Origin of the sequence: Inquilinus sp. KBS0705 (assembly GCA_005938025.2) — a bacterium.
GTDB lineage: Bacteria > Bacteroidota > Bacteroidia > Sphingobacteriales > Sphingobacteriaceae > Mucilaginibacter.
The window spans coordinates 2,361,910-2,378,257 of sequence record VCCI02000001.1; the positions used below are offsets into that span (position 1 = coordinate 2,361,910).

Consider the following 16,348-nt stretch of genomic DNA (forward strand, 5'->3'; position numbering starts at 1 on the left):
AATACTAAAATACGCAGGTAAATTATTTTTTAAAATATTTACCACAAGCAACTATTATTCTTATTATGCGTAAAAGCACTTTTATATATTTGTGTATGTAATAATGTTGTTATATTTAACTTTCGTTAAAGGAAAAACACTATAGAAAAAATTCTACTATAAAAATTAATGAAGTTTTACATCGGGTGCTTATTAATAGCGTTCATAACGGGTCTATGTAGTTTTTGTTACGGTCAGTCAAGTTCTTCGGTACATGGTAATGTATTTATACAACATAATTTAGCTGCAGAAGCAGCCACAGTTATCCTCCTGAACCAGCCAGATTCATCAGTTGCATTATCGGCATTAGTAAATAATAAGGGTGCTTACGCGTTTTTAAATGTGCAACCGGGCAGCTACATATTACTGGTAACCAGGTTGGGCTATAAAAAATATTACACAGGCAGTTTACAGGTTGTTGCCGGGCAAAACCTAACAGTTAACCCAATTGAGCTTAGCCCCGCAAGTAACGAGTTAAAAGAAGTATCTGTTGTTAGCAGAAGACCCTTTATTGAAGTAAAACCCGGTAAAACAACCATTAACCCAAGTGCCAGCATAGCCGTTGATGGTAAAAATGCTTTAGATGTTTTGCGCCAATCGCCCGGGGTGCGGGTTGATAATGGCATTAGTTTAATAGGCAGGCAAAATGCGTTAGTACTTATTGATGGCAAGCAAACAAATTTAAGCAGTACTGAGGTTGCCGACTTATTAGCCGGCACACAAGCCAATACGATCGATCGGATAGAGCTAATTACAGGCGCATCTGCCAAATACGATGCATCGGCCGGTGGCATTGTAAACATAGTGATGAAAAAAGGAAAAAATATTGGCTTTAACGGCACATATACTGCAAGTGCCGGCATGGGCAGATATTACAAACTAAATACAGGGATAACCTTTAATAACCGCACCAAAAACACCAACATATTTGGCAATTACAGTATAGCCGACAATAAAAATTACTCGGATATTTTAACTGACAGGTTTGTTAATGATGCAGGCGCTGTAAGCAATTATCAATCTACGTATCATAATATTCAAAAAAACATCAATCATAACTTTAGGTTAGGGGCCGACTTTAACTTATCTACCAACAGTACAATTGGTTTTTTAGTGAGCGGCAATCTTAACGAAAACGATTTTGCGAAAAATAACACACTTAAGATAAAAAGAGACGGGCTGTTAGATTCAACCATAATAGCCATAACTAACATCGAGCGCGATCTTAACAGCTTTAATTATAACATCAATTACAATAACAAGCTTAATAAAGCAGGCGAAAACCTATCAGCAAATATTACTTACACCAACACACCCCGGCGATCTGAAGAATATATTGAAAATACCTTTTACGATGCCATATATGTGCAATACAGAAGCCCGTTGCTTTTGCAAAATCTTTCGCCATCGTCCCGATATAACTGGACTGGCAAAATAGATTATGCCAACCCATTACAAAACGGTGCCAAGCTGGAAGCAGGTGCAAAAATAAGCGTATCAAACAGCGATAATAACCTGGTATTTGGCCCTAAAATAGGCGACGCTTATATAAGCGACCCCACCTACAGCAATCATTTTATTTACAAAGAGAATGTAAGCAGCGGCTATTTAAACTATAATAAAACCTTAGGCAAAATTGATATTGAAACAGGTTTACGTGGCGAGTATACCACTACATCCAGTAACTCGATCGGTTTATATACTTCCGAAAAAATCGAAAACCATTATTTTAACCTTTTCCCAAGCGCCACACTAACTTACCACAAAAACGACAAAAATGATTTTAGTTTATTGATAAGTCGTGGCCTTGAGCGGCCGGATTACGAAAAGCTAAACCCATTTTTATACTTTTTAGACCTTTATACTTACCAATCCGGCAATCCGTACTTAAAACCCGAATATGTAACAACTGCTACTATTGGTTATACTTATAATCAATCTATATCTGTATCGCTTTATGGCAGCCACAATAATGGCAGTAAATTACCTTTTTACATACAAAATGATAGCTCAGGCATAAACATTTTAACCACCCGTAACCTGGGCACCATAACAACTTATGGTATAAAACTGGATTTGCCTGTTACCTTTACGCCGTGGTGGGGTAATAATTTTGCCATTGATGCATCGCACCAGCAGTATAAAGCATTTATACAAAATGGGAACTTAAACCAGGGTGTTATTGATGTGGTTTTTACAGGGCGCCAGGATTTTAAGATCAGCAAATCTATTTCCGCATCGTTTTTAACACATTACGAAACCCCAACCTGGTATGGAATTAACCACTTTAAGGCTTCGTACAGCTTTGATACCGAAATTGGGAAATCTGTATTAAATAAAAGGGGGAAATTAAGCTTCTCGGTACGGGATATTTTTAACACCGTTAGAGACCGCTACCATACCGATTATCAGAACAATAACCTTTCTCAAATAATTAAATTCGAATCGCGCAGCCAACAATTTAGGTTAAATTTTAGCTATAACTTTGGTAAAACTACTGTTAAGAGCGCCCCCAAACGCGATATAGGGAATGAGGACGAACAAGCCCGGATGAAAACGACAAGTAATTAAACAAGAAAGGGGACAGTTAGTCCCCTTTCTTGTTTATTGTACGCTTGATTATAAAGTTATCAAAACTTTTGCAGCAGAAGGGTCAACTACTTTTTTCTTGCAATAACCGTAACCTGATACTGGTTCGATATCTGCACAGTATTGGTCTTTACTGCACGCTATGTCACTTACACAGTGGCCGCCAACCATCGATCCGCCTAAAACAGATTTCATTTGATCGCGGCTTAATTTTTTTGTTTCTAAATTTTTCATTTTTTGGTGTGGTTTTTTTTATTGGAATTTAATCCTCACAAAGATAACTATACACTTAAGTAATACGCAATATATAAAATTTATTTTCTATAAGTTTTATATCAGTAAATCAGTCGTTTATTAACTTTTACTCAATTTTAAACTCAGGATACTTGCCTTTAATTTTAGTTACAAAGAAACGCCCCAGCGAGTCGCTCTTAATAAATCGCCTAAAGGTTTGTGGTTTAACATTAAGGTATTGCCAAACACCGCTATGCTCTTTAAACTCCAGTTCGAGCGTATTTGTGGCGGCATCATAGCCAACACTTTGTAAAGCCGATGATTGTACCTGTTGCCTGTGCATACCCATAAAAGCAAGCATGACAAAAAAAGGTTTTTTAAAATGTTAACCCGCGTGGCCGCTAAGCATACTAATGATGATGACAAGCAAAACAAAAAAACTGATGCCGGTATACAGGTAGTCTTTCTCCATTACAAATCCTATTGCCGAAAACAAAACCCTTAAAATGGGCGTGGCAATTAATAAAATAATACCGGCCTGTATAATGGCCCTGCCCCTAAAGGTTATTATGCCGTTTAACACCCCGGGGATGGTTTGCACAAAATTGGGAATACCTTTAAAAGTATGGTAGTTGGCAATGGTGTGGCCATGGCGGTACAGGTAAAGCACGCCGCCAAAAAATACGATGGTCATGGATATAAAAACGCCGGTGCGCAATACCCATCCAATAACCACCTGCATATCTTTATCCTTAAACTTTCCGGCCATTGGCGCAAAATACGGCTTAACGTTTATCCCTACAACTTTAATGTTAACCTACAGATTTTATAGACTTTTTGGTAAACTAAGCCAAAAGCAGCCCATCTGTAAGCAGTTTTTACTATTTTCGCAACCTCACAGGCGTAAACAATAAAATGGACTATCAATTTAAGGATATAGAGCAAAAGTGGCAAAAGTTTTGGGCTGATAATAACACCTTTAAAGCCGAAAATAAAACCAGTAAACCCAAGTACTATGTGCTGGATATGTTCCCCTACCCAAGTGGTGCGGGGCTGCATGTTGGCCACCCGCTGGGGTATATAGCTTCAGATATTTTTGCGCGCTACAAACGCCTTAAGGGTTTTAACGTATTGCACCCAATGGGTTACGATAGCTTTGGCCTGCCGGCCGAGCAATATGCCATACAAACCGGGCAACACCCATCTGTTACCACCGAGGATAATATTGCCACATACCGCCGCCAGTTAGACCAGATAGGTTTTTCGTTTGATTGGAGCCGCGAGGTGCGCACAAGCTCGCCGGGATATTATAAATGGACGCAGTGGATTTTTATGCAGTTGTTTAACAGCTGGTACAATAAAGATGCTGATAAAGCCGAACCGATAAGCAAACTTATCGCCCATTTTGAGAGCAATGGCTCGGCAGGGATAAACGCGGTTTCCGATGAAGAGATATTTACCTTTACCGCCGATGAATGGAACGCATTTACCGAAGAGCAGCAACAAGCCGAACTATTAAAATACCGCCTTACCTATCTGCGCGAAAGCACCGTTAACTGGTGCGCTGCATTAGGTACCGTATTGGCCAACGACGAGGTAAAAGACGGCTTTAGCGAACGCGGCGGCTACCCTGTTGAACAAAAGAAAATGATGCAGTGGAGCATGCGCATAACCGCCTATGCACAGCGCCTGCTGGAAGGATTAGACACTATTGACTGGCCCGAACCGCTTAAAGAAATGCAGCGCAACTGGATAGGCAAAAGCGTAGGCGCAAGTGTGAAATTCCCGATAGAACAGACTCAAGACTCAAGACTCAAGATTCAAGACTTTATAGAAGTTTTCACCACCCGTGTTGATACCATTTTTGGGGTTACCTTTGTAGTTTTGGCACCCGAGCATGAACTGGTTGCAGAATTAACCACGCCTGAGCAAAAAGCTGCGGTTGAAGCCTACATTGCACAAACCAAAAAGAAAAGCGAGCTTGACCGTATAGCCGATACCAAAACCGTATCGGGTGCTTTTACGGGTAGCTATGTGTTAAACCCGCTAAATGGCGAAAAGATACAGTTATGGATAGCCGACTATGTTTTAGCAGGCTATGGTACAGGTGCCGTGATGGCGGTACCAAGCGGCGACCAGCGCGACTACCTGTTTGCAAAGCACTTTAACCTGCCTATCGTCCCTATTATAGATGTACAAAACATTGAGGTTGAGGCCGACCCTACTAAAGAGGGTAAATACATCAACTCCGACTTTATAAACGGGTTGGGTTACAAAGAGGCTACTGCCACCGTGGTTGCCAAACTGGAAGCCATTGGCGCAGGTAAAGCCAAGGTAAACTTCAGGATGCGCGATGCTATTTTTGGCCGCCAGCGTTACTGGGGCGAGCCTGTACCCGTGTATTTTAAAAAAGGCCTGCCTTACTTGATAGACGAAAAAGAATTACCCTTAATACTACCCGAAATAGATAAATACCTGCCAACCGAAAGCGGCGAGCCACCTTTGGGCCGCGCTACTGACTGGAAATATAACCCCCTCTCCTCTGGAGAGGGCCGGGGTGAGGCTTTTGAGTACGAGCTAAGCACCATGCCAGGCTGGGCTGGTAGTAGCTGGTACTGGTACCGCTATATGGATGCCCATAACGATGCGGAGTTTGCAAGCAAGGATGCTATAGACTACTGGAAAGCGGTTGACCTTTATATAGGCGGCAGCGAGCATGCAACCGGCCACTTGCTTTACAGCCGTTTTTGGAACAAGTTTTTAAAGGACATTGGCAAAGTTGGCGAGGAAGAGCCTTTTAAAAAGCTGATCAACCAGGGTATGATACAGGGCAGAAGTAATTTTGTGTATAGGCTTATTGACGCCGAAGGAAAAGGCACCAATACGTTTATATCTCATGGTCTTATCAAACAATACAACACTTCACCTATACATGTAGATGTTAATATTGTAGAGAATGATGTACTAAATCTGGCTAAATTTAAAGAGTGGCGGCCTGATTTTGCAGATGCGGAATTCATCCTTGAAGGTGGCAAATACATCTGTGGTGTTGAGATTGAGAAAATGTCGAAGCGTTATTATAACGTGGTAAACCCCGACGATCTGGCCCAACGCTATGGTGCCGATACCTTGCGTATGTACGAGATGTTTTTAGGCCCGTTGGAGCAGAGCAAACCATGGAATACCAACGGTATCGAGGGTGTGTTTAAGTTCTTGCGTAAATTCTGGAGGTTGTTCCATGATGCGGAATGGAACTTCATCGTAAGCAACGATGCGCCTACTAAGGCGGAGTTAAAATCGCTGCACAAGATCATCCAAAAGGTTGAGCAGGATATCGAGCGTTTCTCGTTCAATACCTCCGTTTCCAGCTTCATGATAGCTGTGAACGAATTGACGGACCTTAAATGTAACAAACGCGCCATATTAGAGAATTTGGTTATTGTACTTGCACCCTATGCCCCGCATATTTGCGAGGAGCTTTGGGTATTGCTGGGCAACCCGGCAGGCACCATATCTACCGCGGCCTATCCTACATTTAACCCCGCCTATTTGGTCGAGGATGAATTTAGCTACCCGGTATCGTTCAATGGTAAAATGAAAACCAATATCAGCCTGTCGCTTAGTTTGGAAGTGGCCGATATTGAGGCGGCCGTTTTAGCCAGTGCCGATGTACAAAAATACCTGGATGGCAAAGCGCCTAAAAAGGTAATTGTGGTAAAAGGCCGTATTGTAAACATCGTTATTTAACCCTTGTCATCTCGAGTGAGCGCAGCGACGAGAGATCTTGTTCAAATAAAGGCGGCAAATTGTCCCATGAACAAGATTTCTCCTCGTACCTCGTCGAAATAACATCTTCTTGGTTGTAGTTCATCGAGCAAAGGGAATGAGGATTTAAGGGCAGCTTTTTTTTACAAAACGACCATTAAAACCACTCGTTATAAGCCACTTAGTGTAACATATACATTACATGAAAATTAATTTACACAAATACCATTTAAGCGTGTAACATTTTAAGCATTTTCGCCTCCAATTACGAAAATGTCCCCAAATGAAACGAATAATTTTACTTTTAATAATTTTTACCGCTTCTATAACTGCTAAAGCACAAATCGGCGGATTTGGTGGCGGAGGCTCTTCAATCGTCGGAAAAATATCCGGTACGGTTATAGATTCCATTACCAAAAAACCTGTTGACTATGCTACCATCAGCGTATTCAGGACAGGTGGAACTGTTCCAATAAACGGTGTATTAACTGATGAAAAAGGAAGTTTTAAATTAGATAATATTAAAGCAGGCAAGTACAAAATTGTGATATCCTTTATAGGCTATCAAACCAAAACTATCGACCCTGTTGAAACTACGGCTTCAAAACCAGACAACAACATGGGTAACATCATTTTGCCCCTAAGTGCGCGCGCCTTAAAAGAAGTACAGGTGGTTGGTCAGCAGGCCCTGGTTGAAAACCGAATTGACAAGATAGTTTATAATGCCGAAAAAGACTTAACAGCTGCCGGTGGTAGTGCTACCGACCTTTTGTCAAAAGTACCCATGGTATCTGTCGATTTAAATGGTAACGTATCAGTACGCGGCGATGCCAACGTAAGGGTACTAATAAACGGTAAACCGTCGGGTGCTACCTCGGCCAGTTTATCAGATGTATTAAAATCTATCCCTGCAGATCAGATCAAATCTATCGAGGTGATCACTTCGCCATCTGCCAAATATGATGCGGAAGGTTCGGCAGGTATCATCAACATCATCACCAAACAAAAAAATGTATCGGGTTTTAGCGGTGGTATAAGCGGTGGTGTGGGTACACGCCAAAACAATGGCAACATGAACCTGAGCTACAACAAAAACCGTTTTAACTTTAACGCCAACGTGGGTGGTAACGCATCGTGGCCACAAACTACTAAATTGGAGTTTGGCCAGTACATAGGTGCCGACTCTACCATTACCCGTGGTAGCAGCAGGCTTACCCGCCACGCGGTTATCGGTTCGGTAGGTGCAGGTTATCAGTTTAACGGTTTCAATAGCATTAATACCACCTTAAAATTTAACCAGATACGTTTTGGTACCGAAGGTGATAACAACAGCATTTCGTCTATCCCTACCAATGTTTATAATAACTATAGCGTTGGTATAAACAAGATAGATGGTTTTGACTGGAATATTGACTACACCCACAAGTTTAAAAAAGAGGGTGAAGAAATAGACTTTAGCACCCAATGGAGCCATAACTCGGGTATATCTGATTATAGCAACCTGTACTCGGTGCAAAACGCCTTCAGGCAGAACATCAAAAACAACATTGATGGTCAAAACAACGAGTACACTTTACAGTTAGATTATACCTTGCCAATAAACAAAGTATTTAAGTTAGAAGCAGGCGGTAAAAGTATATTCAGAAGGTTAAACAGTACCTCAAATTACTTTGATCCAACTGCCGGTGGTGGTTTCTCGGGTGTCCCTAATCCTACCACATCAAACCAGTATGCATACGATCAAAACGTGTTTGCAGGTTACTCGGTATTTACCATCACTCTGCCAAAAAACTGGACAGTGCTTGCAGGCTTTAGGTTAGAGAACACCGACATACATGGTGTACCTACTAACGCTGTACAATCTATTGCACCGTTTGATCAAAATTACAATACTTACGTACCCAGCTTAACTATACAAAAGAAGCTTACGGCAACAAATACATTAAAATTGGGCTACAGCAAACGCATAACACGCCCAAGCTTGCAGTTTTTAAACCCGTTTGTTAACCAAAGCAACATACAGGCACAACAGGTAGGTAACCCCACTTTAAGCCCCGAGGTATCGCAAACGGTAGAACTGGCCTTAAACAGCTTTATTAAATCATCTATCCTTAACGTATCAGTTTACTACAAACACACCAATGGTTTAATAGAAAGCATTGCCGATACCTTAACAAGCGGTTTTGGTACCCTAAGTACTTACAGCAACGTAGGGCAAAACAACTCGGTAGGTGGTAGCGTATTTGCATCAGTAACACCGTTTAAGTTTTTAACCATATTGGGTAACTTTAACGCTTATACTTACCATGCTACAGTATTGCCGCAGTTTGCTGCAAACTTTTCATCAACAGGCACCTACTTCCAATATGGTGGTTTTTTACGTGCCACAGCCACATTGCCTAATAACTTTTTGGCCGAAACCTTTGCGTTTGGCAACTCGGCCCGTCGTACCATACAAGGTTCGCAGCCAACCTTCAGTATATTTGGTGTAGGTGTTAAAAAGCAGTTTATGCAAAAGAAACTGGCTATTGGTATCAACGTTATCAGTCCGTTTGCCGAGTACAAAAGCTTCAATTCGCGTACCGAGGGTAATGGCTTCCGTACTTACAGTAACTTCCAGTTGCCGTTCCGCTCATACGGTTTAACGTTTAGCTACAGCTTTGGTAAACTTAGCTTTAGCAGCCCTCAGCAAAGCAAAAAAGGCATCAACAATGATGACATGAAACAAGGCGACCAGGGCGCAGGCGGCGGTGGTGCACCGGCCGGCGGCAGATAATCTTTCCGTTTTTAAATACAAATCAAAAGGCTCCTGAGTGATCGGGAGCCTTTTTTGCGTTATGCTGAACTTTGATTATAGGACTACCATGATTTTATCGACACAAGCCCGTGTAGAGTCGCGATACTTCGCGACTTTTTTGTCTGAACCATGATTCACTTGATTAGAGGATATCTTGATTTATCTAAATCGAGAAAAGAGGCGCGAAGTATCGCGACTTTACGAATTAAACTAATCAATGATGCAAGCAATCATCTGCACATTTAAAATCTGAAATCTGCACATCTATCACTCCTCTCCTACATCTATCCCTATCTGTTTAAGCAGCAGCGATGCGTTAAAGGTTTTGCATTCGCCATGTTTTAGCTTATAATCAAACAGCATTTCGCCATTGATAACTTGTATATCAAAGTAATAATTACGCACATAGGCGGGGTATTTATCTTCCAGGCGGGCAATCTGCAAATCGTGGGTGGCTACCATGCCAACCCCTTTTTTGCTGATAAGCTGCTCTATTACCGCTTTACTGCCCAGGTATTTATCAACTGAGTTAGTGCCGCGCAACATCTCGTCTATCAAAAAGAAAACACGGCTTTCCTGCTCAACCGCAGCCAACAGCATTTGCAGCCTGTCCAGCTCAGCTTTAAAGGTAGATGTGCTTTCGTTTAACGAGTCTTTTATGCGCATGTAGGTCACTATGGTAATAACCGATACTTCTATAGCCGTGGCACAAACGCGTGCCCCTGCAAGCGCTAAAACAGTGTTAATACCGATAGTACGCAGAAAGGTGCTCTTGCCCGCCATGTTAGATCCGGTAATGATATCGATAGCAAAGGTATCGTGCAGTTCGTAATCATTATCAACCCGGTTACTGCGGATAAGCGGGTGGGCTATGTTTTGGGCTGTAAGGGTATAACCTTCGGTATCCGCAATAACAGGAACGGACCAGTCGGGGTAGTTGATAGCCGTACCGGCGATGCTGATGAGTGCTTCAAACTCGGCGATAACCTCAAAGGCTTCTTCCAGGTTCTGGTGGTTATTGCGCTTCCATTTCTCTATCAGGATAACCTGTTTTATCGCCCATAAAAAAAACACATTTAAAATAAAGCCAACTATCATAATAAGGCTGTAACTAAGCTTATTTACCAGATTAGATAGTTCTTCGATATTTTTAGAAGTTTGATTTACCCGGAGCTTTTGATTGAGCGCGGCACAGCGTGCCGATTGCCATTCATTACCTTCAATAGCTTTAAATACCACCGCGTATTTAGAAAGTACCGTGCCTATTTTCTCAGCAATTTCCCCTGCTTTAAGCAAGTAACTGCCATTTATAACCACTATAGAAAAATTGAGCAAGGCAATAACGATAGCCGCTATAAAAAAAGCGGGGTTAAAAACACCGGCTATAATAAGTCCCAGCAAAAGGTAAGGGGCAATTTTAATATACAAGCTCAACCATTTTTCGCCCGCCAGTTGCATTGGTATGCCTAAATAAATAAACAGGCGTTTCATTTGGTCGGTATCTTCTTTGGTTGCAAACAGCAGTTTTGTTTGTGTATTTACCTTCCAATCGTTTTGGGTGGCTATTTCGGCAATGGCCTGCTGTCGTAATAGTATTTCGCTTTTTTGAGCGGGTGCGGTTAACCAGGCAAACAGCTTATTATTCCCTGCGGATGTGGCCGCCCTATTGATCAACTGAAAAAGCGATGCAGGGCCAAAAATGTCAAGATCAGATGTATAAAAATGCTTCTCGCTTGCATAGTGCTGTCCGTTATTGTAAAGGCTGGTATTATTAATCAGGCTGCTTATCTCGTTCAGGTTAACCTTTTGCAGATCGAGGTAGTAATCGCGTTGCGCCTCGTATTGGCTCTGGCGTTTTACCAGCCACACAAAGCCCAATAGCAGCACCACAAAGCCAGTGGCCATAATGGTAAAGTTGTCCTGCACAATGGTAAGGTACACGGCAAATATCATCAGCCCAAAAATACCCAGCCTTAAAAGCGAGTAGGTATTAGCAAGCGTTTTATATTTATCGGCCGTCTGTTTAGCCTCTGCTGCGGCATGTTCATAGGCTTTTACTATATTTTGATCCATTTTAGGTAGCTTTACAAGCTGTCAATTTTACAACAAATAGCTAACATTTCGGCCTAAAAATGAAGATCACTTTTATAACGGTTGGCAAAACCGAAGATGCTTATTTAAAAGAAGGTATCGAAAAATATGTAAAGCGCCTGAAGCATTACACCAAACTTGAACTGGCCGAAATACCCGAACTGAAAAACACAAAAGCCCTAACCGAAGAGCAGCAAAAAACAAAGGAAGCCGAGCTGATATTAAAAAAGGTAAACCGAACCGATCACCTGATACTGCTTGACGAGAATGGCGTAGAGTTTACCTCTGTACAGTTTGCCAATTACATCAATAAACGGGCGGTATCATCATCGGCCAACCTGGTATTTGTGGTAGGCGGCCCTTATGGGTTCGATCAATCGGTTTACCAGCGGGCCAATGATAAGCTATCCTTAAGCCGCATGACGTTTTCGCACCAAATGGTAAGGCTGTTTTTTGTAGAACAATTATATCGGGCTTATACCATTATTAAAGGCGAACCTTATCACCACGAGTAAATGTGCAGATTCCAGATATGCAGATCTCAGATGAAAAGACAAACAATGTGCGTTATTAACACTTTACTTTAAGCCCTAAAAATTGCACATTTGTATACCATGCACGATCACTCGCACCATCACCACGACCACGCGCCAAAAATAGACCATTTGAACGCTGCCTTTATATGGGGAATAGTGCTTAATTCGGCATTTGTGGTGGTCGAGGTTATAATGGGTTTAATAAGCGGCTCGCTATCGCTGCTTACCGATGCAGGGCACAACCTAAGCGATGTGGCCTCGCTGGCATTGGCCTTGCTTGCCTTTAAGCTGGCTAAGGCCAAATCAAACAGTCAGTACACTTATGGGTATAAGCGCAGTACCATCATTGTGTCGTTTTTTAACGCTATGATACTGTTTGTGGCCGTGGGTTTTATCATTTACGAAGCCGTTATGCGCTTTATACACCCCGAGCCTATTGCCGGCGGTACGGTTGCCTGGGTAGCATTTATAGGCATAGCCATTAATGCCTTTACAGCCTGGCTTTTTGTAAAAGATAAAGATACCGACCTTAATGTAAAAGGCGCCTACCTGCATATGGCGGTTGATGCCATCGTATCGCTGGGAGTGGTTATATCAGGGGTTATCATCTATTTTACCGGCCTGGCCTGGATAGACAGTGCAGTAAGTATAGTAATTGCCATTGTGATACTTACCGGTACCTGGAACCTGCTTAAAGACAGCCTGCGGTTAGAGATGGATGGCGTACCCAAAGAGATAGACCTTAAAAAAATAAAAGCCGAACTGGTGAAAGCAAATGGCGTAGTTGATGTGCACCACATGCATGTTTGGGCGCTAAGCACTACCGAAACCGCCCTTACCGCGCACCTGGTGGTAAAGCCCGAGCACATGACCATGTTTGATGATATTAAACACGATCTGCGCCACCGTTTAGAACACCTATCCATCACCCATAGCACCTTTGAACCCGAGTTTGCCGACGAAAAATGCGCGCAGCCGGAGTGTTAAACAGCCTGAATTATTATAGCAATGAGCACCACTAACAGACGAAAATTTATAGCCACCACAGCAGCACTTGCAGCAAGTACAGCAGTTGCTTCGGCATTACCTTTAATAAGTATGGAAAGTAAATACCCTATTGTTCACCATGTGTTTTTTTGGCTTAAAAACCCTGGTTCGGTTGAAGACCGCGACAAAATTATAGCAGGCCTTAAAACGCTAAAAAAAATCGACACCATCAAAGAATTGCGCATTGGCGTTGTAGCCAGTACCGAAAAGCGCGATGTAGTTGACAACAGCTGGGCAGTATCCGAGCTGATGTTTTTTAGCGATCTGGCTGGTCAGGCTACTTATCAAAGCCACCCCATCCACCTGGAGTTTATTAAAAACTGCAGCCACCTGTGGGAAAAGGTTATCGTTTACGATGCGATAGACGCCGCTTAACACAAAAAAGCCCCGATAGCTATGCTACCGGGGCTTTTTTCAGCTAATTGCTTATGCTTTTTTAGCGGGTGCTTTTTTGGCTTTCGCCTTAGGAGCCTCAGCAGCAGGTGCTTCCGCAGGCTTTTCTTCTTTTACAGGTTCAGCGGTAGGCGCTGTTTCGGCAACAGATGCGGCACTTGGGTCGGCTTCTTCAAATAAAGGCATATCCTTTAATATCAAAAACCAGCTCAGTATCTTCTTAATATCCGACGAGTATACCTTTTCATCATCATGATCGGGTGCTACCTCAAAAAAGAACTCGCGCAGCTTTTTACCATCATCCTTAACAGCAGGGACGTTTTTGGCGGTTTTCATGCGCTCAAATACATCTACCAGCCTAATATCATCTGATACGCCAAAAATGGTTATCTCGTTTAAAGCCGCCAGTTTAGCGGTAGATAGGTTAGCTATCAGCTTAATTTTTTGCGCGTCGAGGCTTTCCAGTACATAACCGGTTTTGTTTTGCGCCAATGCACGCCATAAACCCGGCTTACCCGATACCGCTACAATTCCCTGTAAATTCATGTTTTATTGTGTTGTAGTGGTTATAAACGTTGTAATAGCTATAAGTTATACAACAGCCTTAACCTTTTTTACTTATCCTTCAATTACCTCAATACCTAATATCTTGTCGCCCTGGCGTATATCGTCAACGACGTCAACGTTTTCAACCACTTTACCAAATACCGTGTGGTGACGGTCTAAATGAGCGGTGTTTGCGCGGCTGTGGCATATAAAGAACTGAGAGCTACCGGTGTTACGGCCTGCATGCGCCATTGATAGCACACCACGGTCGTGGTATTGGTTATCGCCGGTTAGTTCACAGTCTATACGGGTACCCGAGCCACCTGCACCTGTGCCGGTTGGGTCGCCGCCTTGTACCATAAAGTTAGGTATTACACGGTGAAACGTTACACCATTGTAAAAGCCTGATTTTGCCAAACCTAAAAAATTAGCTACTGTATTTGGGGCATCTTTATCAAAAAACTCGACGGTCATGTCGCCTTTTTCGGTTTTTATTATTGCTTTGCTCATGTGTTTTAATTTTAAACAGGTGGCAAAGGTAATAATTTGAGGTGAAAGCCGAAAGGTTTTTACCCCTGTCAAAGGGGTTACCTTTTTGGCATTAAGGCATCAAGTGATTTTTGTAAAAATGGATGGCAGTTAATTGGTTTTAGCCTTGTTTTAAATTCCACACCTATACTTAGCGCATTCCATATTTTTCGTTTTAATTCGTTATTTTTCGTTTTAATTCGTTTGGGTGGGTTATTAATATAACATAATAAATGATATAAAAAAGATTAAGGCCGGTTTTATTTTGCTACTCACCAAATTGGTAAAAACTAAGCCTGCCAAGTTTGTCCATTTAGCGATGCAACCTTTTCCTCTTTTCCCTTAATCCCATCCTATAATACCATTCCCAATTAATCGTTACATTTGGTAACACCCATGAATACTTTAAACAAGCACCTTTCACCTTTTACCTTTCACCTTTTACCTAAAAGCATATTCAGCCTTTTACCAAAAAGCCTGTTGTTTTTGGCTTTCTGCCTGCTGCCTTTGCTTAGCCGCGCGGCTTCTATCCTTATACCGATGGATGACGAACAAAAGGACCACCTAAAATCGTACGGCATTGCTTTTTGGACTTTAAAGAACGGCGAAACGGTAGACTGGCTGCTTAACTATCGTGGCGGCAGCTTTATGATGAAGTACGACCAAAAGACCGAAGAAGAGTGCAAGATACGCGGTGTAAGCTACGAGGTATTGCCCGATGCCAAGGTGAACGAGATACTGGCCGAAGTAAGCGACCCATCTGTTAACATGGATGTGGTAAAGCTGGAGAAAGCACCTAAAATGGCCGTGTACTCGCCAAAAAGCAAGCTACCGTGGGACGATGCCGTTACCCTTGTACTAAAATATGCCGAAATACCCTACGATGTTTTATACGACGAGGAAGTGATACGTGGCGACCTGCCCAAATACGACTGGCTGCACCTGCACCACGAGGATTTTACCGGGCAGTTCAGCAAGTTTTACGGCGTGTACCGCTATGCGCAATGGTATAATGATGATGTAAAGGCTCAGCGTGCGCTGGCCACCAAACTGGGTTTTAGCAAGGTATCGCAAATGAAACTGAAAGTGGCCCAAAACATACGCGATTTTTGCGCCGGTGGTGGCTTTTTGTTTGCCATGTGCAGCGGCACAGATACTTTTGATATTGCCCTTGCCGCCGCCGGAACCGATATTTGCGAAAGCATGTTTGACGGCGACCCTGCCGACCCTGATGCGCAATCGAAACTGGATTTTACGCAAACATTCGCTTTTCAGAATTTTACGCTGGATATGAACCCCGGCTCGCACCAGTTTGCCAATATTGATGTAACGCCCGTAAGGCAGGTAGAGCGCACAAGGGATTTTTTCACCCTGTTTGATTTTTCGGCTAAGTGGGATGTGGTGCCCAGCATGCTTACGCAGGACCATGACAAAGTGATAAAGGGCTTTATGGGCCTTACCACTGCCTTTAACAAAAACAAACTAAAACCGGGTGTTACCATTATGGGCGAAATGAAAACCGCCAACGAGGCCCGCTACATACACGGCGAGTACGGCAAAGGCCAGTGGACCTTTTACGGCGGCCACGACCCCGAAGACTACCAGCACGCCGTAGGCGACCCGCCAACCGACCTAAAGCTGCACCCCAACTCGCCGGGCTACAGGCTGATACTAAACAACGTGTTGTTCCCCGCAGCTAAAAAGAAGAAACAGAAAACTTGATGCCCCCTAACCCCTAAAGGGGGAACAAAAGTTATATAGGTAGAGATGTCTAATAAAATGT

13 protein-coding genes are annotated in these 16,348 nt (G+C 42.7%); 7 read left to right on the top strand and 6 right to left on the bottom strand.

The annotated features are described in order from the left end of the window. The first annotated feature begins 168 nt into the window (after positions 1–168). Positions 169–2,610: a TonB-dependent receptor gene (locus FFF34_010525; GenBank protein ID TSD67794.1), complete on the top strand. Its 2,442-nt coding sequence runs from the start codon at positions 169–171 to the stop codon at positions 2,608–2,610. A gap of 48 nt (positions 2,611–2,658) precedes the next feature. On the opposite strand, the gene FFF34_010530 is transcribed toward FFF34_010525, so the two are convergent. The 3 genes from FFF34_010530 to FFF34_010540 all read right to left on the bottom strand — a co-directional run bounded on the left by FFF34_010530 (position 2,659) and on the right by FFF34_010540 (position 3,631). Continuing rightward, complete coding sequence (locus FFF34_010530) at positions 2,659–2,862, bottom strand: hypothetical protein (protein TSD67795.1); 204 nt, start codon at positions 2,860–2,862, stop codon at positions 2,659–2,661. Between the two features lie 127 nt (positions 2,863–2,989). Next, entirely contained in the window at positions 2,990–3,223 is a 234-nt protein-coding gene (locus tag FFF34_010535; GenBank protein TSD67796.1) for a KTSC domain-containing protein, read from the bottom strand. A gap of 24 nt (positions 3,224–3,247) precedes the next feature. Next, the gene (locus FFF34_010540) at positions 3,248–3,631 is read right to left on the bottom strand and encodes a DUF1634 domain-containing protein (protein TSD67797.1); all 384 of its coding nucleotides are present in this window, start codon (positions 3,629–3,631) and stop codon (positions 3,248–3,250) included. Between the two features lie 146 nt (positions 3,632–3,777). Here FFF34_010540 and FFF34_010545 point away from each other — a divergent pair, with 146 nt between their 5' ends. Both FFF34_010545 and FFF34_010550 read left to right on the top strand, forming a co-directional pair. Further along, on the top strand, positions 3,778–6,609 hold the full coding sequence (locus FFF34_010545) for a leucine--tRNA ligase (protein TSD67798.1): 2,832 nt from the start codon (positions 3,778–3,780) through the stop codon (positions 6,607–6,609). Positions 6,610–6,910: 301 nt separating this feature from the next. Further along, entirely contained in the window at positions 6,911–9,403 is a 2,493-nt protein-coding gene (locus tag FFF34_010550; protein TSD67799.1) for a TonB-dependent receptor, read from the top strand. Between the two features lie 288 nt (positions 9,404–9,691). On the opposite strand, the gene FFF34_010555 is transcribed toward FFF34_010550, so the two are convergent. Beyond that, positions 9,692–11,497 (bottom strand): DNA mismatch repair protein MutS, encoded by a 1,806-nt coding sequence (locus tag FFF34_010555; protein TSD67800.1) that lies wholly within the window; start codon positions 11,495–11,497, stop codon positions 9,692–9,694. 59 nt (positions 11,498–11,556) lie between these two features. On the opposite strand from FFF34_010555, the gene rlmH reads away from it, so the two are divergent. The 3 genes from rlmH to FFF34_010570 all read left to right on the top strand — a co-directional run bounded on the left by rlmH (position 11,557) and on the right by FFF34_010570 (position 13,473). Next, entirely contained in the window at positions 11,557–12,030 is a 474-nt protein-coding gene (rlmH, locus tag FFF34_010560) for a 23S rRNA (pseudouridine(1915)-N(3))-methyltransferase RlmH (GenBank protein TSD67801.1), read from the top strand. A 99-nt stretch (positions 12,031–12,129) separates the two neighbouring features. Next, on the top strand, positions 12,130–13,038 hold the full coding sequence (locus FFF34_010565) for a cation transporter (protein ID TSD67802.1): 909 nt from the start codon (positions 12,130–12,132) through the stop codon (positions 13,036–13,038). A 21-nt stretch (positions 13,039–13,059) separates the two neighbouring features. After that, entirely contained in the window at positions 13,060–13,473 is a 414-nt protein-coding gene (locus tag FFF34_010570; GenBank protein ID TSD67803.1) for a Dabb family protein, read from the top strand. A 51-nt stretch (positions 13,474–13,524) separates the two neighbouring features. Here FFF34_010570 and FFF34_010575 read toward each other — a convergent pair whose 3' ends face one another. Continuing rightward, entirely contained in the window at positions 13,525–14,037 is a 513-nt protein-coding gene (locus tag FFF34_010575; GenBank protein TSD67804.1) for a hypothetical protein, read from the bottom strand. 72 nt (positions 14,038–14,109) lie between these two features. Then, entirely contained in the window at positions 14,110–14,547 is a 438-nt protein-coding gene (locus tag FFF34_010580; protein TSD67805.1) for a peptidylprolyl isomerase, read from the bottom strand. 495 nt (positions 14,548–15,042) lie between these two features. Between FFF34_010580 and FFF34_010585 the strand changes: the two genes are divergently transcribed. After that, positions 15,043–16,287, top strand: coding sequence for an asparagine synthetase B (locus FFF34_010585; protein ID TSD68015.1), 1,245 nt, complete (start codon positions 15,043–15,045; stop codon positions 16,285–16,287). The last annotated feature ends 61 nt before the right edge of the window (positions 16,288–16,348 follow it).

Bases quoted from the DNA above. Each gene is read 5' to 3' on its own strand.
- FFF34_010555 (TSD67800.1), bottom strand. From the start codon at position 11,497: ATGGATCAAAATATAGTAAAAGCCTATGAACATGCCGCAGCAGAGGCT.
- FFF34_010540 (TSD67797.1), bottom strand. From the start codon at position 3,631: ATGGCCGGAAAGTTTAAGGATAAAGATATGCAGGTGGTTATTGGATGG.
- FFF34_010565 (TSD67802.1), top strand. From the start codon at position 12,130: ATGCACGATCACTCGCACCATCACCACGACCACGCGCCAAAAATAGAC.
- FFF34_010530 (TSD67795.1), bottom strand. From the start codon at position 2,862: ATGAAAAATTTAGAAACAAAAAAATTAAGCCGCGATCAAATGAAATCT.
- FFF34_010580 (TSD67805.1), bottom strand. From the start codon at position 14,547: ATGAGCAAAGCAATAATAAAAACCGAAAAAGGCGACATGACCGTCGAG.
- FFF34_010575 (TSD67804.1), bottom strand. From the start codon at position 14,037: ATGAATTTACAGGGAATTGTAGCGGTATCGGGTAAGCCGGGTTTATGG.
- rlmH (TSD67801.1), top strand. From the start codon at position 11,557: ATGAAGATCACTTTTATAACGGTTGGCAAAACCGAAGATGCTTATTTA.
- FFF34_010535 (TSD67796.1), bottom strand. From the start codon at position 3,223: ATGCTTGCTTTTATGGGTATGCACAGGCAACAGGTACAATCATCGGCT.
- FFF34_010525 (TSD67794.1), top strand. From the start codon at position 169: ATGAAGTTTTACATCGGGTGCTTATTAATAGCGTTCATAACGGGTCTA.
- FFF34_010545 (TSD67798.1), top strand. From the start codon at position 3,778: ATGGACTATCAATTTAAGGATATAGAGCAAAAGTGGCAAAAGTTTTGG.
- FFF34_010550 (TSD67799.1), top strand. From the start codon at position 6,911: ATGAAACGAATAATTTTACTTTTAATAATTTTTACCGCTTCTATAACT.
- FFF34_010570 (TSD67803.1), top strand. From the start codon at position 13,060: ATGAGCACCACTAACAGACGAAAATTTATAGCCACCACAGCAGCACTT.